At 59.7% G+C, this 22,111-nt stretch carries 25 protein-coding genes and 2 tRNA genes; 15 read left to right on the forward strand and 12 right to left on the reverse strand.

Going from position 1 to position 22,111, the window contains the following annotated elements; genetic code table 11:
• Positions 1–40: 40 nt before the first annotated feature.
• A tRNA-Val gene (locus MCRY_RS10195) sits at positions 41–116 on the reverse strand.
• A gap of 165 nt (positions 117–281) precedes the next feature.
• On the opposite strand from MCRY_RS10195, the gene MCRY_RS10200 reads away from it, so the two are divergent.
• Entirely contained in the window at positions 282–1,166 is an 885-nt protein-coding gene (locus tag MCRY_RS10200; protein ID WP_085629467.1) for a LysR family transcriptional regulator, read from the forward strand.
• 237 nt (positions 1,167–1,403) lie between these two features.
• Here the strand turns inward: MCRY_RS10200 and MCRY_RS10205 are convergent.
• The 7 genes from MCRY_RS10205 to tgt form a co-directional block, all read right to left on the reverse strand.
• Positions 1,404–1,478, reverse strand: a tRNA-Val gene (locus MCRY_RS10205).
• Between the two features lie 19 nt (positions 1,479–1,497).
• Complete coding sequence (locus tag MCRY_RS10210; protein WP_085629469.1) at positions 1,498–1,893, reverse strand: HU family DNA-binding protein; 396 nt, start codon at positions 1,891–1,893, stop codon at positions 1,498–1,500.
• 187 nt (positions 1,894–2,080) lie between these two features.
• Positions 2,081–4,486, reverse strand: coding sequence for an endopeptidase La (gene lon, locus MCRY_RS10215; protein WP_085629471.1), 2,406 nt, complete (start codon positions 4,484–4,486; stop codon positions 2,081–2,083).
• 222 nt (positions 4,487–4,708) lie between these two features.
• Complete coding sequence (locus tag MCRY_RS22870; RefSeq protein WP_171046197.1) at positions 4,709–4,864, reverse strand: hypothetical protein; 156 nt, start codon at positions 4,862–4,864, stop codon at positions 4,709–4,711.
• Positions 4,865–4,977: 113 nt separating this feature from the next.
• Entirely contained in the window at positions 4,978–5,532 is a 555-nt protein-coding gene (locus MCRY_RS10220; RefSeq protein ID WP_238939631.1) for a hypothetical protein, read from the reverse strand.
• A gap of 76 nt (positions 5,533–5,608) precedes the next feature.
• Entirely contained in the window at positions 5,609–6,037 is a 429-nt protein-coding gene (locus MCRY_RS10225; protein WP_085629473.1) for a rhodanese-like domain-containing protein, read from the reverse strand.
• A gap of 73 nt (positions 6,038–6,110) precedes the next feature.
• Positions 6,111–7,241, reverse strand: coding sequence for a tRNA guanosine(34) transglycosylase Tgt (tgt, locus tag MCRY_RS10230; protein WP_085629475.1), 1,131 nt, complete (start codon positions 7,239–7,241; stop codon positions 6,111–6,113).
• Positions 7,242–7,312: 71 nt separating this feature from the next.
• On the opposite strand from tgt, the gene rimK reads away from it, so the two are divergent.
• From rimK to MCRY_RS10255, 5 genes are all read left to right on the forward strand, one after another.
• Positions 7,313–8,755 (forward strand): 30S ribosomal protein S6--L-glutamate ligase, encoded by a 1,443-nt coding sequence (rimK, locus tag MCRY_RS10235; RefSeq protein ID WP_085629477.1) that lies wholly within the window; start codon positions 7,313–7,315, stop codon positions 8,753–8,755.
• 92 nt (positions 8,756–8,847) lie between these two features.
• Positions 8,848–9,273, forward strand: a complete 426-nt coding sequence (locus tag MCRY_RS10240; RefSeq protein ID WP_085629479.1) for a globin domain-containing protein — start codon at positions 8,848–8,850, stop codon at positions 9,271–9,273.
• A gap of 2 nt (positions 9,274–9,275) precedes the next feature.
• Positions 9,276–9,983: a methyl-accepting chemotaxis protein gene (locus MCRY_RS10245; RefSeq protein ID WP_203276105.1), complete on the forward strand. Its 708-nt coding sequence runs from the start codon at positions 9,276–9,278 to the stop codon at positions 9,981–9,983.
• A 163-nt stretch (positions 9,984–10,146) separates the two neighbouring features.
• The gene (locus tag MCRY_RS10250) at positions 10,147–10,509 is read left to right on the forward strand and encodes an SUF system Fe-S cluster assembly protein (RefSeq protein WP_085629484.1); all 363 of its coding nucleotides are present in this window, start codon (positions 10,147–10,149) and stop codon (positions 10,507–10,509) included.
• Positions 10,510–10,619: 110 nt separating this feature from the next.
• The gene (locus MCRY_RS10255) at positions 10,620–11,018 is read left to right on the forward strand and encodes a HesB/IscA family protein (protein ID WP_085629486.1); all 399 of its coding nucleotides are present in this window, start codon (positions 10,620–10,622) and stop codon (positions 11,016–11,018) included.
• Positions 11,019–11,141: 123 nt separating this feature from the next.
• On the opposite strand, the gene MCRY_RS10260 is transcribed toward MCRY_RS10255, so the two are convergent.
• A complete protein-coding gene (locus tag MCRY_RS10260; RefSeq protein WP_085629835.1) occupies positions 11,142–11,882 on the reverse strand; it encodes a helix-turn-helix transcriptional regulator in 741 nt (246 codons plus the stop codon).
• 86 nt (positions 11,883–11,968) lie between these two features.
• Between MCRY_RS10260 and MCRY_RS10265 the strand changes: the two genes are divergently transcribed.
• Positions 11,969–12,364, forward strand: a complete 396-nt coding sequence (locus MCRY_RS10265) for a RidA family protein (protein ID WP_085629488.1) — start codon at positions 11,969–11,971, stop codon at positions 12,362–12,364.
• Between the two features lie 153 nt (positions 12,365–12,517).
• On the opposite strand, the gene MCRY_RS10270 is transcribed toward MCRY_RS10265, so the two are convergent.
• On the reverse strand, positions 12,518–13,429 hold the full coding sequence (locus tag MCRY_RS10270; RefSeq protein WP_085629490.1) for an isopenicillin N synthase family dioxygenase: 912 nt from the start codon (positions 13,427–13,429) through the stop codon (positions 12,518–12,520).
• Positions 13,430–13,556: 127 nt separating this feature from the next.
• Between MCRY_RS10270 and tpiA the strand changes: the two genes are divergently transcribed.
• Complete coding sequence (tpiA, locus tag MCRY_RS10275) at positions 13,557–14,294, forward strand: triose-phosphate isomerase (protein ID WP_085629492.1); 738 nt, start codon at positions 13,557–13,559, stop codon at positions 14,292–14,294.
• A 17-nt stretch (positions 14,295–14,311) separates the two neighbouring features.
• A complete protein-coding gene (locus MCRY_RS10280; protein ID WP_085629494.1) occupies positions 14,312–15,481 on the forward strand; it encodes a cytochrome P450 in 1,170 nt (389 codons plus the stop codon).
• A gap of 139 nt (positions 15,482–15,620) precedes the next feature.
• Here the strand turns inward: MCRY_RS10280 and MCRY_RS10285 are convergent, their stop codons facing one another.
• A complete protein-coding gene (locus MCRY_RS10285) occupies positions 15,621–16,076 on the reverse strand; it encodes an Lrp/AsnC family transcriptional regulator (protein ID WP_085629496.1) in 456 nt (151 codons plus the stop codon).
• A 150-nt stretch (positions 16,077–16,226) separates the two neighbouring features.
• Between MCRY_RS10285 and cobA the strand changes: the two genes are divergently transcribed.
• From cobA to MCRY_RS10315, 6 genes are all read left to right on the forward strand, one after another.
• The gene (gene cobA / locus MCRY_RS10290; protein WP_409644180.1) at positions 16,227–17,003 is read left to right on the forward strand and encodes a uroporphyrinogen-III C-methyltransferase; all 777 of its coding nucleotides are present in this window, start codon (positions 16,227–16,229) and stop codon (positions 17,001–17,003) included.
• Positions 17,003–17,305, forward strand: coding sequence for a DUF2849 domain-containing protein (locus tag MCRY_RS10295; RefSeq protein ID WP_085629498.1), 303 nt, complete (start codon positions 17,003–17,005; stop codon positions 17,303–17,305). Before cobA ends, MCRY_RS10295 begins: the two co-directional genes overlap by 1 nt.
• The gene (locus MCRY_RS10300; RefSeq protein WP_085629500.1) at positions 17,305–18,978 is read left to right on the forward strand and encodes a nitrite/sulfite reductase; all 1,674 of its coding nucleotides are present in this window, start codon (positions 17,305–17,307) and stop codon (positions 18,976–18,978) included. Before MCRY_RS10295 ends, MCRY_RS10300 begins: the two co-directional genes overlap by 1 nt.
• Positions 18,978–19,748 (forward strand): phosphoadenylyl-sulfate reductase, encoded by a 771-nt coding sequence (locus MCRY_RS10305; protein ID WP_085629502.1) that lies wholly within the window; start codon positions 18,978–18,980, stop codon positions 19,746–19,748. Before MCRY_RS10300 ends, MCRY_RS10305 begins: the two co-directional genes overlap by 1 nt.
• Positions 19,745–20,140, forward strand: a complete 396-nt coding sequence (locus MCRY_RS10310) for a DUF934 domain-containing protein (protein ID WP_085629504.1) — start codon at positions 19,745–19,747, stop codon at positions 20,138–20,140. The genes MCRY_RS10305 and MCRY_RS10310 overlap by 4 nt, the downstream gene beginning before the upstream one ends.
• A gap of 117 nt (positions 20,141–20,257) precedes the next feature.
• Positions 20,258–21,115, forward strand: coding sequence for a ferredoxin--NADP reductase (locus MCRY_RS10315; protein ID WP_085629839.1), 858 nt, complete (start codon positions 20,258–20,260; stop codon positions 21,113–21,115).
• Positions 21,116–21,204: 89 nt separating this feature from the next.
• Here the strand turns inward: MCRY_RS10315 and MCRY_RS10320 are convergent, their stop codons facing one another.
• Positions 21,205–21,939, reverse strand: a complete 735-nt coding sequence (locus MCRY_RS10320) for a hypothetical protein (protein WP_085629506.1) — start codon at positions 21,937–21,939, stop codon at positions 21,205–21,207.
• Positions 21,940–22,111: the final 172 nt, after the last annotated feature.

Raw genomic sequence — 22,111 nt, forward strand, 5'->3', positions numbered from 1 at the left:
GAAGCACACTTAGCAAAACCGGTCTAAGTCATTGATTTTATGGTGGGTGATGAGAGACTCGAACTCCCGACATCTTCGGTGTAAACGAAGCGCTCTACCAACTGAGCTAATCACCCGTGCGGCAAGCCATTAACGAATGCCGCGCGCGTGTTCAAGCCTGAATTCTTGCTTCGATCAAAGACTTTTATCAACCGGTCCCGCATCGAGGATTGACCAAGGTTGGGAGTTCCTCGCAAAATGACCGAGGATCATGTCCGCCCCTGAAAGTACCGGAAAATTCCATGCTGGATTGGAGCGCATTGCGCGTCATTTTGAACATCCACCGCGAAGGCAGCATGGTCAAAGCGGCACGGATCTTGAAGACAAGCCAACCCACGTTGTCGCGCCAATTGGCAAGGGCCGAAAAAGAGCTCGGCGTCAAACTCTTTGAACGTCGGCATGGCAAGCTTGTCGCGACAGAAGCTGGACGGGCTGTCAGCGACCACAGCCAACGCATCGAACGCCAGTTGCAAGGTCTAGAAGACACGCTGCGAAGCATCGACAACGAAATGTCGGGCCTGATCCGCATCAGCGCACCGGCGCAGCTTTTACCCTATTCGCTGGGTGACGTGCTGGTTGAGTTTCAGCAAACCTATCCAGATATCACTCTGGAAGTCAGAGTAACCGACGAGATGGCGGATTTCGCGGCTGGCGAAATTGACGTGGTGTTTCGCGCTGAAGAAAACCCCAAGCCCAGTCTATGGGGGCATCGTATTGCGCGGCTCAGCACACGCTTTTTTGCCCACGAAGACTTGCTTGCCAAATTCGGTGACACCAGCGAAGCGATCAAGCAAGCCAAGCTGGTTCCGCTTGTGATCCACAGTGGAGTTGTCGTGTCATCGGAAAGTGAGACACTTAAGCTTTTTCCGCAGGGGCGGATCGTGATGCGAACAGACAATCTGGAGACCAGCGCAACATTTGTGAGGCGTGGACTGGGCATCGCTCGCTTGCCAGAAATCGTCGGCAGGAACCTTCCGGGTGTCAAAGCGATTGAAGAACTGTCCACCCCAACGCAGCGCAGCCTTTGGGTTTTGACACATCAGGACTTACGGGACGTGAAACGTATCCGCAGCTTTATCGATTTCGTAAAGGAAAAAGCCGCCGAAGACCCCACAGTGCCTCAGTAGAAATTGGCTGTGGCGCACGCATGAATTGGAGTGGGTAAAAGTGCGACACTCTCCTACATAATAATTTATGCAGAACACTCGATAAACCACACTCGGAAGAGTGCCGCACGGCTCTGTTACGTCATGAACGCAGAGCAAGAAACAAAAGATGTCGGAATTGCCCTATTCATATTTGAATACTTGAAACGCCTAAAACACGCACTAAGCGCCGCATCGTGAATATACCGACAAGGAGAATGGTGGGTGATAAGGGATTTGAACCCCTGACATCTTCGATGTGAACGAAGCGCTCTACCACTGAGCTAATCACCCATTGGCAGGGGTCTTAGCGTCACTCTGCAGCCTGTGCAAGAGGGTCCGGCGCATCTGTTTGCTGCGGTTCTGTGCGACGCAGGCGTGTTGTGATGATGTGCGCTTTGGTGGTCTTCTTCATGCGGGTGATCTTGAGTTTACCCATCGGAGCGAGGTTCAGTTCGCGCCCGTCCGCAATTGTTTCGCCAAGCACGGCCAGCATGGCATCGACCACGGGCTTCACTTCGCGTTTCTTCACGCCGCTGCGCGCAACAATCGTGTCGATCAGCTCTTTCTTCTTCAACTCAGGGCCTGTGATCTTTGGCGTTTCGTTCACCACTACTTCGGGTTCCGGCGCCTGCGCCGCAGCTTTTGTCGCGGTCGTGGACGCTTTGGGTGTTCTGGCGGGAGTCGTCGTTTTCTTGGTCGTCGACATCAATTTCATCCTTTGTCTGCTCTGACTTTTATTGGCGGATATTAAGCCACCATAGCAAAAACGAGCACTTTATCCAGTGATTTAACCAAAGCAGACCACAAAATGAGCCAATCGCATCTCGATCATCTGACAAAAAAAACGCCGCCCCGATCTGGGGCGGCGTCGGTAACAGGATTGTTGAACGCGTTTAGTGAGCGATTGCCGATGCGCCGCCATTGTCCTTGCTCATCGCCTGGGCCGCTGCCTCTTCGGCAGCTTCGTCCCACTCGATCGGCTCGGGTTTTGACACCAGTGCCAGCTTCAGAACGTCCGACACATGTTCCACGGGAATGATCTCGAGACCGTTTTTCACATTGTCCGGCAGCTCGGCCAGATCTTTCTCGTTTTCCTGAGGGATCAGCACTGTCTTGATGCCGCCGCGCAGGGCTGCGAGCAGTTTCTCCTTCAATCCACCAATCGGCATCGCATTGCCGCGAAGGGACACTTCGCCCGTCATGGCAATATCGCGTTTCACCGGGATGCCAGTCAGCACAGATACAATCGACGTCACCATGGCAAGACCAGCAGAAGGGCCGTCCTTGGGTGTCGCGCCATCAGGCACGTGAACGTGGATATCCATCTGGTCGAACTTCGTAGGCTTCACCCCGATTTCAGGCGCGATAGACCGCACATAGCTGGCTGCCGCATCGATCGACTCCTTCATCACGTCGCCAAGCTTCCCGGTGGTCTTCATCCGACCTTTACCCGGCAGCTTGAGCGCCTCGATGTGCAGCAAATCCCCACCAACCGACGTGTAGGCCAGACCGGTCACAACACCGACTTGGTTCTCGTCTTCGGCCAGACCATAGCGGTACTTCCGAACACCAAGGAAATCGTCAAGGTTGTCGGACGAAATGACCACCTTTTCTTCTTCCTTCTTGACGATCTTGGTCACCGCCTTGCGCGCCAGCTTGGAAATCTCGCGCTCAAGGTTCCGCACGCCCGCTTCGCGCGTGTAGTAGCGGATCATGTCGGTCAACGCCTCGCCCGTCAGTTCGAACTCACCCTTCTTGAGGCCATGGTTCTTGACCTGCTTCGACGTCAGGTGACGCTTGGCGATCTCGGCCTTTTCGTCTTCGGTGTAGCCCGCGAGCGGAATGATCTCCATCCGGTCCAGAAGCGGCCCAGGCATGTTGTAGGAGTTCGCCGTGGTCAGGAACATCACGTTCGACAGGTCGTATTCCACTTCAAGATAGTGGTCCACGAAGGTGCCATTCTGCTCCGGATCAAGCACTTCGAGCATTGCCGACGCGGGATCACCCCGGAAGTCCTGACCCATCTTGTCGATCTCATCGAGCAGGATCAGCGGGTTCGTCGTCTTGGCCTTCTTCAGCGCCTGAATGATCTTGCCCGGCATGGACCCGATATAGGTCCGACGGTGACCGCGGATTTCGGATTCGTCGCGCACCCCGCCCAGCGAGATGCGAATGAATTCGCGTCCCGTGGCCTTGGCTACAGATTTACCAAGCGACGTCTTACCCACACCCGGAGGGCCGACAAGGCACATGATCGGGCCTTTCAGCTTTTTGCTGCGTTGCTGCACAGCAAGGTACTCGACGATGCGTTCCTTGACCTTCTCAAGACCGAAGTGATCGGCATCGAGGATCTTTTCGGCATTGCCCAGATCCTTCTTCACGCGGGATTTGACGCCCCACGGGATCGACAGCATCCAGTCAAGATAGTTGCGCACGACAGTCGCTTCCGCGCTCATCGGGCTCATGTTCTTGAGCTTCTTGATCTCGGCATCGGCCTTTTCGCGGGCCTCCTTGGACAGCTTGGTCGCACCCACCTTGGCTTCCAGTTCGGCCACTTCGTTCTGGCCGTCCTCTCCATCGCCAAGTTCCTTCTGAATGGCCTTCATCTGCTCATTCAGATAGTACTCGCGCTGGGTGCGCTCCATCTGGGATTTCACGCGCGTCTTGATCTTCTTCTCGACCTGGAGAACGCTCATCTCGCCCTGCATCAGGCCATAGACCTTCTCAAGCCGCTCGCTCACGGAGAGCGTTTCCAAAAGCTCCTGCTTCTGGTTGACCTCGATCCCAAGGTGACCCGCAACAAGGTCGGCCAGCTTGGCCGGCGCATCCGCGTCCGACACTGCGCCCAGCGCCTCTTCGGGAATGTTCTTTTTGACCTTGGCATAACGCTCGAACTCTTCGCCCACAGTGCGCACAAGCGCAGTGATCGAAGCTGGATCGCCCGGCATCTCGGTCAGATATTCGGCACGGGCCTCGAAGAAATTATCGTTCTCGACATATTCCGTGATGCGCACGCGGTTTTGACCTTCGACAAGCACTTTCACCGTGCCGTCGGGCAGTTTGAGCAGTTGCAACACATTGGCCAGCACACCAGCCCGGTAAATCCCATCGGTCTGCGGATCGTCCTCGGATGGGTCCATCTGGCTTGCAAGCAGGATTTGCTTGTCATCCGCCATCACTTCTTCCAGCGCGCGCACCGACTTGTCACGACCCACGAACAGCGGGACGATCATGTGCGGGAAGACAACGATGTCTCGCAGCGGCAACACTGGGTAGGAGGCGTTAAGAGGCTCTTGCATGCTCGTATCCTTATCATTGGCAAGATGGCACCGGCCCCGCTCGGCGGCAGCGCTGACCATCTCCGGTCATGGAGCTTAAAGGTGGGTCTCACCACCGCAGGTTTCAACCGTGCTCCGACTGCGACCACCATATCCTGATGGTCAGAGCCTGCAAGGTGGCTTTTGGTTCAAGCGTTAACACAGACCGTACCCGCCACCTGCAAGAGCGGTGCCACCAAGCTGTCAGTCAGAGGCTTTCTTTGCAGCTGCCGCCTTCATCCGCGCCAGCAGCGCCGCTTTTGACTCGGACTGTGCCGCGTCTTTTGACGGGGTCTTGTGAGGGTTGAATTTCGGCGTGCCCTTTGTCGATTTGGGGGCGCCGGATTTTCCGTAATCCATGTTTGGCTCCTGTGCCCGGTTCGGGCGATTGGGCAGCTTTGCCCCAAGCCGACGGGGGTCGCAAGGGGCACGTGGTCCCGATCGCGCTCAGCCCACTGCGGAACCCAAGCTTATCAGTTCGAGCTGCGCTGCATCATCATCTGATGGACCGCATGCATGCCCTGCTCGACCATTGCAGTCACTTCTGCGGCATGTGTGTGCAAGGCCGCAACCACGTCGGGGTCGTCCGAGGTCTGGATCACGATCACGCCATCCTCGGTCACATCCACTTCGGACAGGATGCTGTCGCCCCGCGCGAAGAAGATATCGAGCGTCGGGCTTTGAATGAAGATCTTGGGGTCATTCATTTGCCCCACCCGGTCGATCATCCCCACCGTATGGTTGACCAGCGCATCCATCACCTCTGGGTCAGTCGACCGCGTGACCGTGCGAATGCCGTTGGGCAAGTTTTCGACCTCGCGGCTCATCGTCTGGAACCGCTGGAACATGATTGCCAGTTCCGCGCTTTCCGCGGCCGTCGCGTTCTCTCCCTGCAAACCCGGCATATTGGCCATGTCATGGCCCCCACCGTTGGCCCCATGCATATGGCCGTGACCGTGCATCTGCGCCGCAACCGTGCTGGCAACTGCCAAAGCGGCGACCAAGGCCAAAGTCCATCGTGTCAGCATCGTCGCTCCCCTTACATACACTGACGCAGTTATATTCGAACACTACGATGTGAGGAAGACAGAAACGGTGCGGCGCTTACTCAACACGCTCCATGAGCGGAGGCGGCAGATCAAGCTGGTCCGCCACCTTGCCCCCCATTCGTTGCGGTGTGCCAATCATCGTATTGGTCCCGACATAAGGCTTGTCCGCCTCACGCCATGCCTTGAACCCTCCGGCCAACTGCGCAGCAACGCCTGAGCCACCGGACAGCATGACTTTCGCGCAGTGCTCTGACCGCAAACCTTCGCCACAATACAGAACCAACTGCTTGTCAGCCTGCAAAGGCAGGTATTGCGCCTTGAAATAGGGCATCGGCAAAAGAAGCGCCCCGGCAATGTGTTCAAACACATATTCCTGCGGGGTGCGCACGTCGATCAGCACGATCTCGCCACGAAAGAATGCGCCCGCAACCTCGTCGGGTGTCCAGCTTTGGATCTCACCCTCGTCTACCTTCTCTACGTCCATGTAACCTCCCGAACACATGTCTTCTTTCGAATGTGTAACGGCGGATGAAAAGAAGGTTTTAGCGCAGGCTTGCTCAAAGCGGCTCGATATCTCCCGATGCGCGCTGCGCGTGAAACCGCGCTTCAAACTCCGCAAACTGGCCTCCGGCAATTGCGTCCCGCATCCCCTGCATCAGTTCTTGGTAGTAATGCAGATTGTGCCAGGTCAGCAGCATCCCCGAAATCATCTCTTGCGCGCGAAACACGTGGTGCAGATAGGCGCGGCTGTAGTTCCGACACGCGGGACAGGTGCACTCCTCATCCAAAGGCCGAGGGTCATCCTGATGCCGCGCGTTCTTGATGTTGACCTGCCCACGCCGCGTCCAAGCCTGCCCGGTGCGACCAGAGCGTGACGGCAGCACGCAGTCCATCATGTCCACACCACGCTTGACCGCACCAACGATGTCGTCAGGTTTACCCACACCCATCAGGTAGCGCGGCCGGTCCACGGGCAGTTGGCTGGGTGCAAAATCAAGACAGCCGAACATCGCGTCCTGTCCTTCGCCAACGGCCAAACCACCGATGGCATAGCCGTCGAACCCGATGGCTTTCAAAGCCTCCGCCGATTCCTCGCGGAAATCCTGCTCCAACCCGCCCTGCTGGATGCCGAACAGCATATGTCCTGGTCGGTCTCCGAATGCCTCTTTCGACCGCTCCGCCCAGCGCATCGACAGGCGCATCGATTCCGCAATCCGATCCCTGTCGGCAGGCAAGGCTGGACATTCGTCGAAACACATCACGATGTCCGAGCTCAGAAGGCGCTGGATCTCCATCGACCGCTCGGGCGTCAGTTCGTGCTTTGACCCGTCGATATGGGATTTGAAGGTCACGCCTTTCTCTGTCAGCTTGCGCAGATCAGCAAGGCTCATGACCTGAAAGCCGCCTGAATCCGTCAGGATCGGCTTGTTCCAGTTCATGAACCGGTGCAGCCCTCCCAAGCGGTCGATCCGCTCGGCTGTGGGGCGCAGCATCAGGTGATAGGTGTTGCCCAGCAGGATGTCCGCCCCTGTGGCAGCCACGCTTTCGGGCATCATCGCCTTGACCGTCGCCGCCGTGCCCACGGGCATGAAGGCCGGCGTGCGGATGGTTCCGCGCGGTGTCGTAATGGCCCCTGTCCGTGCCAGTCCATCGGTGGCGTGCAGGGCGAAGGAAGAAGAAACTGTCATGATCCGGCCTTACTTGCAGAGCGCGCCCTTGTGCGCCAAATCACCCGAATTGCCAAGGAGGCGCGATTCCCATGTCCGACAAAACATCCAACACCCCCGAGCCAGCAGGCACGGGACCAGAGGCGTTGCTGACCTTCGGCTGGGAAGAATGGGTCAGCCTGCCTGATCTTGGCCTGCCCGCGATCCGCGCAAAGGTGGACACCGGCGCGCGCACCTCGGCCCTGCATGCGGCAGACATTGAAGTGTTCGGATCGGCCAGCAAGCCGCGGGTGCGTTTCGCGGTATACCCGATTCCCGGACGTGAAGACCTGATGATCCCCTGCTCTGCCCCGATTGTGGATCGGCGCGACGTCACCTCGTCCAATGGAGAAACCGAAAGCCGCTACGTCATCGCATCCAAGCTCAATGTCGGCGGCCATGCGTGGGACATCGAGATCACGCTGACGGATCGCGGCACGATGAGCAATCGGATGCTGCTGGGCCGTCAGGCGCTCAAGGATCACGTCAACATCGTACCCAGCGAACGGTTCCACCAGCCCGAGCTGGATTTCGATGTCTACCACACCCCCAAAGTGCGCAGCATCGCGCCGAACCGGGCCCTGCGCGTGGCCGTCCTCAGCCGGGAAAACAACTATTCCACCAACCGTCTTGTCGAAGAAGGCGAAAAGCGCGGACACTCGGTCGAGGTGATCGACACCACCCGCTGCTATATGGCGATCAACGCTATGGCACCCGAGGTCTACTACGACGGCAAACGCCTGCCCCGCTATGACGCCGTCATCCCGCGCATTGGCGCGTCGATCACGCCCTACGGCACCGCCATTGTGCGTCAATTCGAATCCATCGGCACCTTCGTGGTCAATGGCAGCGCAGGCATCACGTCGAGCCGTGACAAGCTGCACGCGCACCAGATACTGGCCCGCCACCGCATCGGTATGCCTCCCACTGCTTTTGCCAACTCGCCCAAGGACACATCGAACCTGATCGGTCTTGTCGGCACCGCCCCCTTGATCGTCAAACTGCTGGAATCAACCCAAGGCAAAGGCGTCGTCCTTGCAGAAACCAAAAAAGCCGCCGAATCCGTGATTGACGCGTTCCGAGGGTTGAAAGCCAACTTCCTCGTTCAGGATTTCGTCAAGGAAGCAGCGGGCGAAGACATCCGTTGCCTTGTCGTAAACGGCAAAGTGGTGGCATCAATGAAACGCACCGGCTCCGAGGGCGATTTCCGCTCCAACCTGCACCGGGGCGGCACAGCGCAAAAGGTTCGCATCAGCAAGGAAGAACGCGAAACTGCCGCCCGCGCTGCACGCGTATTCGGGCTTGGGTTCGCTGGTGTCGATATGCTGCGCTCCAACTCCGGGCCAAAGGTGCTCGAAGTGAACTCTTCCCCGGGCCTCGAAGGGATCGAGATTGCAAGTGGCAAGAATATTGCAGGGCTTCTGTACGACGCTATCGAAGAAAAGGTCCGACCCACCCCTGTGCCGCGACGCAAAAAACAGCCCAAAGCGAATTAGAGCAGAGCCGTCTCAAATATTTTCGCTGGGCCCTTCACGTTTTTGCAAAGCAGCCGTTGGACAAGACTGTTGCACACACGAGAGGCCCCATCATGCTGACCACTCCCCAAGTTGAACTAATCCAGAACTCGTTTACCGCGGCTGTTACGGCACGCGATGATCTTGTCACGGATTTCTACCAGACTCTTTTCCTCAAGGCCCCGTCTGTGCGCGGCATGTTCAAGGAAGACATCTCGGACCAGTCCGAGAAACTGGCGGCCATCCTGCAACTCGCCGTGCAGAAACTCGGCGATCTTGAAGCGCTTGTCGGCCCGCTGCACGCCCTCGGTGCACAACACGTCGAGTACGGCGCGGAACCCGGCCATTACACCGCCGTTGCAGAAACCCTCGTCGAATGCCTTGCACGGGCAGTGGGTCCGGACTGGACAGAAGACCATGCTGCAGCGTGGAACAACGCCTTTACCTTCATTGCGCAGACCATGCTGGATGGCGCGGACATGGCTGCACCCCGGCAATGAACATGATGGCCGACATAACGGACGACGACAGTCGGACCGAAGCTGTCCTTGCCACCTTGATCAACAAGTGCGGCAAGATGCGTATGCTGTCACACCGGGTTGTGCTGACATTGCTGCTTGAGAACGCCAAGGCCGACAAGTGTCGCGATGCCTTGGCGGATCTCGAAAAGAACATCACAGAGTTCGCCCAGATCGCAGGCGACATCACTCCGGGATCAGGAAAATCGAAGCTCCCCGCAGCGCTCAAACGCATTCTCGTGAAGGTAGAGGCAGTCAGCCAATCCCAAAGCGAAGAGCTGGCACGCTTCGTGTCGATTGCCAGGTCCATTCAGGCACGCCTTGCCGAACCCGTCAGCGCCCGGCGCACCGCCGCAATCGAAGAGCTGGCCGATTTCGTCAAGACTACCCTGCTCGATACGCTCAACGCCATCGTCGAAGGGATCAGCCGCGCTTTGGACCACGTTGTCTCGCAACGCCAGTCCCATGTGGGTCAGCAAAACCGTACAATCCGGTCGTCGATTTCCGAGCTCGAGAAAATCAGCCGGATGATCATGATTATCTCGGTCAACGCCTCGATCGAAGCCTCCCGCGTCGGCGCGGCAGGTCGGGGGTTTTCCGCGGTGGCCAGTGAAATCCGGACGCTCAGCCAATCCGCGAACAAGGTCATCTCCTCCCTGCGATCGCAATACGACCGAGAAGACACCGTCTGAATTTTATGTAACCCGCGCAAAGGGCACGCGCTGTGCCCTGCGCTCCGGGCGCTCTGCCCGGCCCCGCACGTCACGTGTTGATCACGCAAGGCTCTTACGCCCCCTTTACCCCTCTCGACCCTTTCCCTATATATTTGGTCAGGAACCCACGGGAAGGACCGACATGAACGACGCCAGCCCCAAAATCGAAGGTGCGCCCCTCATTGCACCCTCCAGCACGGATCATCCCTTGTATGATCAGGTCGTTGAGGCGTGCAGATCCGTCTATGATCCGGAAATTCCGGTCAATATCTATGACCTAGGCTTGGTCTACACTCTTGAAATCAATAACGAAAACGAAGTCCGCGTGATCATGACACTGACCGCACCGGGCTGCCCTGTCGCTGGCGAAATGCCCGGTTGGGTCGCCGAAGCGATCGAACCGCTGGCCGGTGTGAAACATGTCGATGTCGAACTGACATGGGAGCCGCCCTGGGGCATGGACATGATGTCAGACGAGGCACGTCTGGAACTGGGCTTTATGTAATACGGCTAAGGGCGCGCGCGCCCAAACCCGTCGGGCATACCGATGGGTGCAACCACCTTGGCACGTCGCATCGAAAGCCCTACACTCAAGGCATCGAAAGGAAAGGTTCCATGTTCGGCATACCCGGAAAACAAGCCGTCACCCTGACACCCAAAGCCACTACGCAAGTGCGCAAGCTGATGGAATCCAAAGGCCACGCTGGCCTGCGCATCGGCGTCAAGAAGGGCGGCTGCGCTGGCATGGAATACACCATGGATTACGTCGACACGCCCGACCCGAACGACGAAGTGGTCGAACAGGACGGTGCCGTGGTGATGATCGCCCCGATGGCGCAGATGTTCCTCTTCGGCACCGAGATCGACTACCAGACTTCGCTGCTCGAGTCCGGCTTCCACTTCAACAACCCGAACGTTGCCGACGCCTGCGGCTGCGGCGAGTCGATCAAGTTCAAGGACGTGGAAGAGCTGGCCACCGAACACGCAAACGGCGCGCCGAACCTTAAGGCTTAAGCGCGTAACCTTTGCGATGCGACGACAGACCGGGCATCCAAGTCGCACCCTTCAAGACGATCAGCGCGGTGGATGGCGGCGTGAGTGACCGGTGTAACCCCAAATCCCCGAACGCGACATTTGCTACAAACGACTGGTTCGGTTTTCCGCCTTCAATGCGCTGTAGGGGCAGACGTCATCTTCGAACGGCACGTGACGGCGGCGAAAATGTGTGCCGGCCAGCACTTCCGGGTTGCTGATCCTGTCCATCCTGAAATGCCGAAAATCGGCACGCATTGGATCCCATCCGACCAGATACCACAACGGCGGCAGAACCAGCATGGCCTGCGGTTCGATCTCGCGCCGGGTCTTGCGCCCTTTGGCATCGCGATAGTCGAACCGAATGAAGTGGCGCCCCAGAAAGGCCGCCTCGAACGCGGGAAGCAGGTCGGGATCCATCTTCGACATGTCCGACAAATCCTGTAGCGGCGACAGCTGGCCGATATGCAGGCATTCCAGGAACGCGCGCAGGTCCTTCACCTTGTCTGATGGCAAGGCCTTTTCGATCTTGGCCAGCCCGGCATCGGCAAGTTCGGAGAATGGCAAGTTTCCAGCGGCCCGCATGGCGGCGACACTGATCAAGAGGGCGAAGACCTCGGGCACCGTCAGCCTAGCGTTCGTCTGGACCGACTGCGGATCCAACTGAAGCCCACCACCACGGCCGACATCGGCATGGATCACATAGCCTTCGTCACGAAGCGCAGAGATATCGCGCAACACGGTCCGGCGGGATGCGCCCACCTCATCGGCAAGGGCGTCAATCGTTGACGTCCCATTGCGACGAAGGCTGCGCACGATGGCGTCATGTCTAAGTCTTACATTCATATCGCAAGCATAGCACAAATGGTGACATATTTTGGCACCATTTTGTCCTACACCGATTCCAGCAACTGAAAAAAGGAAATTGCGACATGGAACGGACAGCAGTGAACCCTTGGGATTGGTCGATCAAGCTGGGCTACAATCAGGCCGAAGTGATAGATGGCGCGACGCGGCAGGTGATCTGCGCGGGACAGACCGCAGTGGACGGACAAGGCACGCCGCAGCATCAAGGCGACATGCGCGCCCAGATCAGCCTCGCGCTCGACAATCTGGAAGCGGTCCTCAAAGGCGCTGGCATGGATCTGAGCAACGTCGTCAAGCTCGGCATCTATGCCACCGACGTGGATGAAGCGCTGAAGAACTTCGATCTGATGGGCATGCGGTTCGGCCCGCATCGCGTCTCCCCGCCCATGACACTGCTGGGGGTGACGCGCCTCGCCATCCCAGGACTGATGTTCGAGATCGAAGCAACGGCAGCAGCCTGACGGCGCGACATCAAAGCGGCCGTTGGATAAAGAAATTCGATGGCCGCTTCGCCCCGTCTAGCAGACGTTCAGCTTAATAAATGCAGAACGCCATAGAAACGAAACACGCCACAGGGCACTCGTCTTGCAAAATACCTGCGCAGAAATCCCCAATCAGCCCTTCCCCTGCAAATGCACATAGGTCTCTGCATAGCGCTTGGTCAGGTGGTCCCCCGCGCGGATAAGCTTGCCTGACCCAAGAGGCGCGACATTGGTCTCCACATTCGGATTAAAGAACAGCGGCACCGAAATCCGCTCGTCCGCTCCGCCTTTGACCCTGTGCAGCGTCGCCACGACGCGGCCTTCGGTCCACATCTCAAGCATTTCACCGAAATTGATGATGAACTCCCCCGGCGGGGCCTGCAGCGGCAGCCAGTCGCTGCGCCCGCGTGGCTGTACCTCAAGCCCCGGCTGACCATCGGTCGCCAGCAACGTCAAACAGCCGTAATCCGTATGCGCGCCGATACCGAAATCCCTGTCGCCTGCCCAATCCGGACGCGGCGGATAGTAGTTGCCCCGCAGCAAGGCCATCGGGCAATCGAACTTATCCTCGAAGAAATCCGCATCCGTGCCGATGGACATGGCGATCCCCCGCAGAATGCTGCGCGCCACGTCCAGCGCGTCCGCGTAATAGGCCCGGATCACCTGCTCGAACCCCGCAGGCCGGTCCGGCCAGTGGTTCGGCGCATAGACCGACAAGGCCACCCGCATATCGCCATCCTGCAAGGTGTAGCCGCAGTCGAACACCTCTTTGTAGTCGGGGTTCGCGTTCGGATCGACCTGTTCAGATTTCGGCGCGCCCCAGCCCCGGTTTGACCCCGTGCGCGCCATGTTCACCTGATCCTTGACCTCCTTTGGCAGGGCAAAGAACGCGCGATACGCCGCCAGCACGAACCGCATCCGGGCCGAGGTGAACTTGGTGTTATACACCGTGGCGAACCCCACCTCTTCGGCGGCGATCCGCATCTGCGCCAGCGCATCCGCATCGCCCGCCGCCAAAGCCTTTGCATCCAGTCTCGGGATCATCTCTTGCCCTCCTGTCATGTCGGGCCGCCTTGTGCCATCGGACAACGGCCCGTGCAACGGCCCTTGACGCCGCTCCCCTGCCCGCGATGATGCGCGCACACCTCGAACACCAGCAGGAGCCCCTCACATGCGCCGCAAACTCGCCGCCGGAAACTGGAAGATGAACGGAACCACCACCGCCCTTTCCGAGCTTGACGCGTTGCAAGACGCAGCCCGCGGTGCCGCTGAAGTGCTGATCTGCCCCCCCGCGACGCTGGTCGCCGCTGCCAGTGCGCAGTCCGGCAAGGTTGCGATCGGCGGCCAAGACTGCCACAGCGCCGCCTCGGGCGCGCATACAGGCGATGTCTCTGCGCAGATGCTCAAGGATGCCGGCGCCACTTACGTGATCCTCGGCCACTCCGAACGCCGCGCGGATCACAGCGAATCCGACGCGCTGGTGGCGTACAAGACCCAAGCCGCTTGGGCGGTAGGCCTGACCGCCATCGTTTGTGTCGGCGAAACCCTCGACGAACGCGAAGGCGGCAAAACCCTCGACGTGGTAGGCCGTCAACTCGCCGCCTCACTGCCCGACGATGTGACCGGCGCAAACACCGTCATTGCCTATGAACCCGTCTGGGCCATTGGCACCGGCAAGGTGCCCACCACCGACCAGATCGCCGAAGTCCACAGCTTCATGCGATCGACCCTGATCCAGCGCTTCGGCAATGACACCGCTCAGGCCATCCGCCTGCTCTATGGCGGCAGCGTGAAAGCCTCGAACGCAACCGAGATCTTTGCAGTGGCCGACGTGGACGGCGCTTTGGTCGGTGGCGCAAGCATCACCGCCAGCGACTTTGCTCCTATCGTCGCCGCCCTGAACGGCTGATCGCGCCACATCGGGACATGCAACGGTTCTCCCAATCCCCAACCGACCCCGGTTTTGTCCAGAACCCCTACCCGTTCTACGACCGCATCCGCGCGGCGGGCGATCTGGCTTGGTGGGACGAATACGCCATGCCCTGCGCCGCCAGCCATTGCGCCGTACACGCCATCCTGCGCGACCGCCGCTTTGGTCGCGAAGTCCCGCCTGAAGTGGCCCCGGAAATTCCCAACCACCTCGCCCCTTTCTATAAGGTCGAAGCCCACTCGATGTTGGAGCTGGAGCCCCCACGCCACACCCGCCTGCGCGGCCTGGTGCTGCGCGCCTTCACCTCGCGTCGGATCAAGGACCTATCACCTGAAATAACGGCGCTAACTCACTTAAAAATCGACACTTTCCCGAAAGACACTCCCTTCGAAATTCTCACGGCCTTCTGCCAACCGATCCCGGTGATCGTCATAGCCCGCCTTCTCGGCGTGCCCGACGACATGGCCCCGCAACTGCTGCGCTGGTCAAACGCCATGGTCGCCATGTACCAAGCCAGCCGCACCCGCGCGACGGAAGACGCCGCCGCACAGGCCGCCCGCGACTTTTCCGACTTCCTGCGCCGCTACATCGACACCCGCCGCAACGATCCGCGCGACGACTTGATCACCCACCTGATCGCCGCCGAAGAGGAAGGCGAAAAGCTCTCTACCGATGAGCTGATCACCACCTGCATACTGCTTCTCAACGCGGGCCACGAAGCGACCGTCCACACGCTGGGCAACGGCATCAAAACATTGCTCGAGACAGGCACGCAGCAGATCAACGACCAAGCGGTCGAGGAAATCCTCCGCTTCGACCCGCCCCTGCACATGTTCACCCGTTACGCCTATGACGAGGTCACCCTTCACGGCCACACGTTCCAACGCGGCGATCAGGTGGCGCTGCTCCTCGCCGCCGCCAATCACGACCCGGATCAATGGCCAGACGCGCACCGCTTCGCCCCAACCCGCCCCGTGACGCAAAACACCAGCTTCGGGGGCGGTCTACATTTCTGCGTCGGCGCACCGCTGGCCCGGCTGGAGCTACAAATCGCTCTACCAATCCTCTGGAACCGCTGCCCCAAGCTGCGCATTGCGGAACCGCCCGTTTACGCCAACACCTACCATTTCCACGGGCTCGAACGCCTGATGGTGCAGACGTCCTGACCCTGCGCCAAGCGGAGCTGGTACTTTTGCATATTTATGAAAAGAAGAAGCAGGGGACAGCGCACCACACCCTGCTTCTTCTTTTTCCAAATATGCAGACGCAACGCCAAAGCGTGCGCAAGACAAGGCAAAGGCTCCGTTAAAGCGGCAGCGCCGTGGTCGATTTGATCTCTTCCATCGACAAAAGCGCTGTCACGTTGTGAACCTTCACCTCGGCGATCAGCGCCTGGTAGAACGCATCATAGGCCCGCGCGTTCTTCACCCGCACCTTGAGGATGTAGTCGATATCCCCCGCCAGCCGGTGCGCCTCCTGCACTTCGGGGCGGTCTTGCAAGGCCTTGAGAAAAGCACGCTGCCAGGCTGCGTCGTGTTCGCTGGTGCGGATCAGGACAAAGAAACAGGCCTCGAACCCCAGCGCGTCGGCATCAAGTTGCACCACCTGTGCGCCAATGATCCCGGCCTCCTTCATCTTGCGAATCCGGTTCCAGACAGGCGTCTTTGATGACCCAACTTTGCCAGCGATATCGTCCAGCGACTGCGCCGCGTCGGTCTGCAACTCGACAAGAATTTTCCGGTCCGTGTCGTCGATCTTCATCTCTGTTCCGCTTTCTGCCGATTTCGAGGATCACATGTCCTCGCCCAACCGCCACATAGAACAAACATCCTTATTTCCGCAAGGCACTGGAAGGATATCAGAACAAAATTCTATTTTAGAGACAAGAAACGCGGTGAAGAGGACAACCCGATGCCACGCGACCTGCATATGACAACGCTCCAGCCTGTCGCCTTTGTTGGCGCAGGCCCCGGTGATCCCGATCTGCTGACAGTCAAGGCCCTGCGCGCGTTGGAATGCGCCGACGTGGTGATCCATGACCGTTTGGTCAGCGCCGAGATCCTTGGCGTGGTCGGTCCACAGACCCGCCTGCGCAATGCGGGCAAGGAAGGGTTCGGACCGTCGGTCACGCAAGCCGACATCAACCAGATGATCGTGGACGAAGCCCTCACCGGCGCGCGCGTCGTGCGGCTCAAATCCGGCGATCCCACCGTCTTTGGCCGTCTGGACGAAGAATTGGAGGCAATCACCGAAGCGGGTCTCGACTTCACAATCGTGCCGGGCCTCACCTCAGCCTCCGCCGCCGTTGCCGCTCTCGGCCAATCGCTGACCAAGCGCGGGCGCAACACCGCTGTGCGGCTGATTACCGGACATGACATGCAAGGCTATGCAGATCACGACTGGCGTGCGCTGGCCCGCGATGGCGAGGTGGCCGCGATCTACATGGCGAAGAAAGCCGCGCGGTTCATTCAGGGCCGCTTGCTGATGCATGGCGCGACACCGTCCACGCCGGTGACCATCGTCGAGAACGCGTCACGCCCGGAACAGCGGATCGTGGCCGCCACTCTGGCGACCCTGCCCGCTGTGCTGACCGAAGCCGACATCACTGGCCCAGCGCTTCTCATGTACGGGCTGGCCCCGCGCGACGCCGCCGCCAACACCCTGCCCCAAGTTCAGGAGATGATCTGATGCCAGCGATCTTCACACCGAAAGTCATCACCGCCAATGCGCTCCTTGAGGGCGACGTGGTGTATCTGACCCAAGACGACACATGGACCCGCAATCTGACCGAGGCCGATGTCCTCACCGACGAGGCGGACGCGCAAATCCGCCTGATCGACGCCAGTGCCCGCACCTCCGAAGTGGTCGGCGTTTATCTGGCCGACGTGTCTCCTGACGCCAAAGGCCCCAAACCCACCCATTTCCGCGAGGCGTTCCGCATGCGCGGCCCGTCCAACTATCCCCACGGCAAACAGTCCGAGGCTCTCTGATGTACCGCTATACCGATTTCGACGCCGCCTTTGTGGCCGAGCGCAATACCCAGTTCCGCGCACAGGTGGAGCGCCGCATCGACGGGTCACTCACCGAGGATGAATTCAAGCCGCTGCGCCTGATGAACGGGCTCTACCTGCAACTGCACGCCTACATGCTGCGCGTGGCGATCCCCTATGGCACACTGAACAGCGCCCAGATGCGGCAGCTCGCCTATATCGCCGAGCGGTGGGACAAAGGCTATGGCCACTTCACCACGCGCCAGAACATTCAGTTCAACTGGCCCACGCTGCGCGATGTACCGGATATGCTCGACGCGCTGGCCGAGGTGCAGATGCATGCGATCCAAACCTCAGGCAACACGATCCGCAATGTGACCGCCGATCATTTCGCAGGTGCCGCCGCGGACGAAATCGCCGATCCGCGCCCGGTGGCCGAATTGATCCGCCAATGGTCCACCGACCACCCGGAATTCCAGTTCCTGCCGCGCAAGTTCAAGATCGCCGTCACAGGATCGCCGAATGACCGCGCGGTGACCAAGGCCCACGACATCGGCCTGCGCATGGTGCGTAACGATGTGGGTGAACCGGGCTTCGAAGTCATCGTCGGCGGTGGCCTTGGCCGGACCCCGATGATCGGCAAGGTGGTGCGCGACTTCCTGCCCGAGGCAGACCTGCTGCCGTACCTCGAAGCGGTGGTCAGCGTCTGGAACCTACTGGGCCGTCGCGACAACAAGTACAAGAGCCGGATCAAGATCACCGTGCATGAGCATGGCATCGACGACATCCGTGCGCGGGTCGAAGAGCGGTTCGCCTTCCTGCGCCCCGCCTTCAGCGGCGTCGATCAACAGCTGTTTGCCCAGATCAAATCCGACTTTGAAGCGCCCGCCTTCAAGGACCGCGATACCGCCCCCTTCGATCAGGCCTATGCCAATGATCCGGCATTCCGGTCTTGGGCCGACACCAACCTCAGCGCCCATCGCGCGCCGGGCCATGCCATCGCGCAGATCAGCCTGAAGGCGCATGGCGCGACACCGGGCGATGCCACCGCCGACCAGATGCGCGTGATGGCCGATCTGGCCGCGCGCTATGGCCATGACGAGCTGCGCATCAGCCACGAACAGAACGTTGTGCTGCCGCATGTCCACAAGGCTGACCTGCCCGCCATTCATGCTGCATTGAAAGATGCCGGGCTGGCCACCGCCAATATTGGCAGGATCAGCGACATCATCGCCTGCCCCGGCATGGATTACTGCGCTCTGGCGACCGCCCGGTCGATCCCGATCGCGCAAGAGATCGCCACGCGTTTCGACCAGCTCAAGCTGGAACACGAGGTGGGCGACCTGAAGATCAAGATCTCGGGCTGCATCAACGCCTGCGGGCATCACCATGTCGGCCATATCGGCATCCTCGGCCTCGACCGCGCAGGGGTGGAGAACTACCAGATCACGCTGGGCGGCGATCACACCGAACAGGCGGCCATCGGTCAGCGCACCGGGCCTGGCTTTTCGGCGGACGAGATCGTGCCCGCCATCGAGCGGATCGTCGACACCTACCTGTCCGAACGCGAAAGCGCCGAGGAAGCCTTTATCGACACCTTCCGCCGTGTAGGTATGACGCCGTTCAAGACCGCGCTCTATGGCGAGAGCGAGAAAAAGCAGAAGGCCGCGTGATGCTGCACCTTGGGCACCAATCCAGCGCAGAAAGCGCGCCCGCGCTTGATGAGCGCATGGCCGTGCAGGATCGCGTTGCCGATCTGAACGCGCGCTATCGCCACTTCGGCACCTCCTACCTGCTGGAGGCAGTGCTGACGCGCGGTGTCTTCGACCGTGTCGCCATGGTGTCGAGCTTTGGCGCGGATTCGGCGGTGCTCCTGCACCTGATCGCCCAGATCGACCGCACCCTGCCGGTGCTCTTCATCGACACGGCGCTGCTCTTTGAGGAAACGCTGACCTATCAGCAGGAGCTTGCCGCCCATCTGGGTCTGACGAACGTGCAGGTGATCCGCGCGCCCAAGCGTACGGTTGAGGCCGTCGATCCGTACGGTGCCCTGCGCTTCAGCAACCCGGACGCGTGCTGCGAACTGCGCAAGACCCAGCCGCTCAATGACGCGCTTCAGGGCTATGACGCATGGATCACCGGGCGGAAACGGCATCAGGCGCAGACCCGTGAGGGCCTACACTACTTTGACCTCGATGAAGGGACTGCCCGCATCAAGATCAACCCGCTGATCGACTGGAAACCGGCCCGCATCGCAGCGCATCTTCGCACGCATAACTTGCCGCGCCACCCGCTGGTGGCACGCGGCTACCCGTCCATCGGCTGCGCCCCCTGCACCACACGTGTTGCGCAAGGCGAAGATCCCCGCGCAGGCCGTTGGCGCAACAGTGAAAAAACCGAATGCGGCCTGCATCGGCCCGCCCCAAAGGGAGACGCACAATGACCGTTCTCATCAACGACACCGGCTTTCTGACCGCCGACCCGACCCGCTGGATCGACCCCGAGGCGCGGATTGACCTGCCGTCCGACACCGATCCTGCACGGCTCAAATGCCTGCTCATCGGCAAGGAACTTGTGCGCATCGACTTCCCCAGCTTTGCCGACGGGCGCGGCTTTACCCTTGCCCGCCTCATCCGCCAACAAGGCTTCAAAGGCTGGCTGCGCGCGAAAGGCCATGTCATCGCAGACCAATACGCGATGGCCCGCCGCTCGGGCTTTGACGACGTGGAAATCAACGATGATCTGGCCGCGCGTCAGCCCGAAGACCAATGGCTGGCCCGCGCCGACTGGCGTGCACATGACTACCAGTCCCGCCTGCGCGGCCTCGCCGCCTGATCCAAAACTGCAAGCACAAGACAACCCGCCCGGTCCCTGCGACCATGGGCGGGTTTCGTCTGATGTAAATCAAAGATAGATGTAAGGGACCGGTTTACACGAGCCGGTATGGAAAACATGACAGAGTTGACACCCGTGACAGAAGCCACAGCCACCAAAGCGCCCGCCAAGACCCTCGCCGTTCCTGACGCGCAAACTGTAACTGAGGTCAAACACTGGACCGATCGCCTGTTCTCGTTCCGCGTCACCCGGCCTGCGTCTTTGCGGTTCCGCTCAGGTGAGTTCGTGATGATCGGCCTGATGCAGACGGACGAGAAGACCGGCCGCGAAAAGCCGCTGCTGCGCGCCTATTCCATCGCGTCTCCGTCTTGGGATGAAGAACTCGAATTCTACTCGATCAAGGTGCAAGACGGCCCGCTCACCAGCCGCCTTCAGCACATCCAGCCGGGAGACGAGATCATCCTGCGCCCCAAACCTGTCGGCACTTTGGTGCATGACGCGCTGCTGCCCGGCAAACGGCTTTGGCTTTTTGCCACCGGAACCGGCATCGCGCCCTTTGCGTCGCTGCTGCGCGATCCACAGACCTTTGAGGATTACGACGAGGTTATTCTGACCCACACCTGCCGCGAAGTCGGCGAATTGCAATACGGCAAGGAACTGATCGACGACATCCGTACAGACGAATTGCTGGCCGAACTGATCGGTGAAGGCTTTGCCGACAAACTGCGCTACTACCCAACGACCACCCGCGAGGACAGCCCCAAGATGGGCCGCATCACAGACCTTATGCGGTCAGGTGAATGCTTCGAGGACTTGGGTGTTCCGGTGATCAGCCCCGAGACCGACCGCGCCATGGTCTGCGGCAACCTTGCCTTCAACCTTGAAATCAAGGAGATGCTCGAAGGCTACGGGCTTGAGGAAGGTGCAAATTCCGATCCCAAAACCTATGTCGTGGAAAAAGCCTTTCTTGATTAAAGCGCCACGTTAAGATCAGCCCTTAAGCCACTGAAAAAAGGCGCGCAAAGAATTCTTTGCGCGCCTTTGTCGTGACTCTCAGGAAAATCTCACAAACCTAGCTGTTCGCGCAACGTGGCCAGCAAAGCTTGCAACTGCTCGGGATTGTCCCGTGCTTGTTCCAACGCCGCCTTGGTCGATGTCTTGATCAACAAGGATAGGTTTGATTCGTCGATATAGGCGACCACCCGGTCATAATCGAAACCATCGACTGTCAGCACCTCTGTGATGTCGGACTGCGCCTCTGGCGCAGCTTCGGTCACGCTGTCGGTCGTTTCGCTGGTGTCCCCGACCACATCGATCGACGGTGCATCCGCGGAATCCATCATGGTTTCGGCAGCCTCGGACGCGTCTTCAAGCGTGCGCTCCGCGTTGCCCGTTGCCGTATCAACAGCGGTCTCAACGGCGTCTGCCACATTGGAGGCCGCGTCATTCAGTGATGTGACGGCGTCATTCAGCGCAGTGCCTGCCTGTTCCGCCAGATCGTTGGCCGCATCGACCGCATCATCCGTTGCCGCCTCGGCCGCTTCGGTGACGTCCGTTACCACATCCGATGTTGCCTCGGCGCTGTCTTCGACGGCTTGTTCCGTCGCCTCAGCCGCGTTTGTGACATCTTCTGCGGCCTCCGTAGCTACCTCCTCCGCAGCGGTTGGCTCAGGTGCCGCGGTGTCCGCAATCGGCTCTGCCACGCGCTCTTCCGGGGGCGGTGTGGTTTCGGTTTGCGTGACCACCCAAACGCCAAGTCCGGCGACCGCAACAACAGCCAGAATGATTAGATTTTTCATCGGTTCGAGACCTCTCTCATGACGCTTGTGCCGCGCCAGAATAGCAAAGCGCGACTGTGAGCAACGGATGTGCGTGTCGGATGCAGCGCATACAAGGGGAAACCCTGGACGATCGGCTCAGATCCGCCGAAAAGCCGCTTGAAAGGCAACGGCATGACGTCTACTTTGCATC

Source organism: Marivita cryptomonadis, from assembly GCF_002115725.1.
Lineage (GTDB): Bacteria > Pseudomonadota > Alphaproteobacteria > Rhodobacterales > Rhodobacteraceae > Marivita > Marivita cryptomonadis.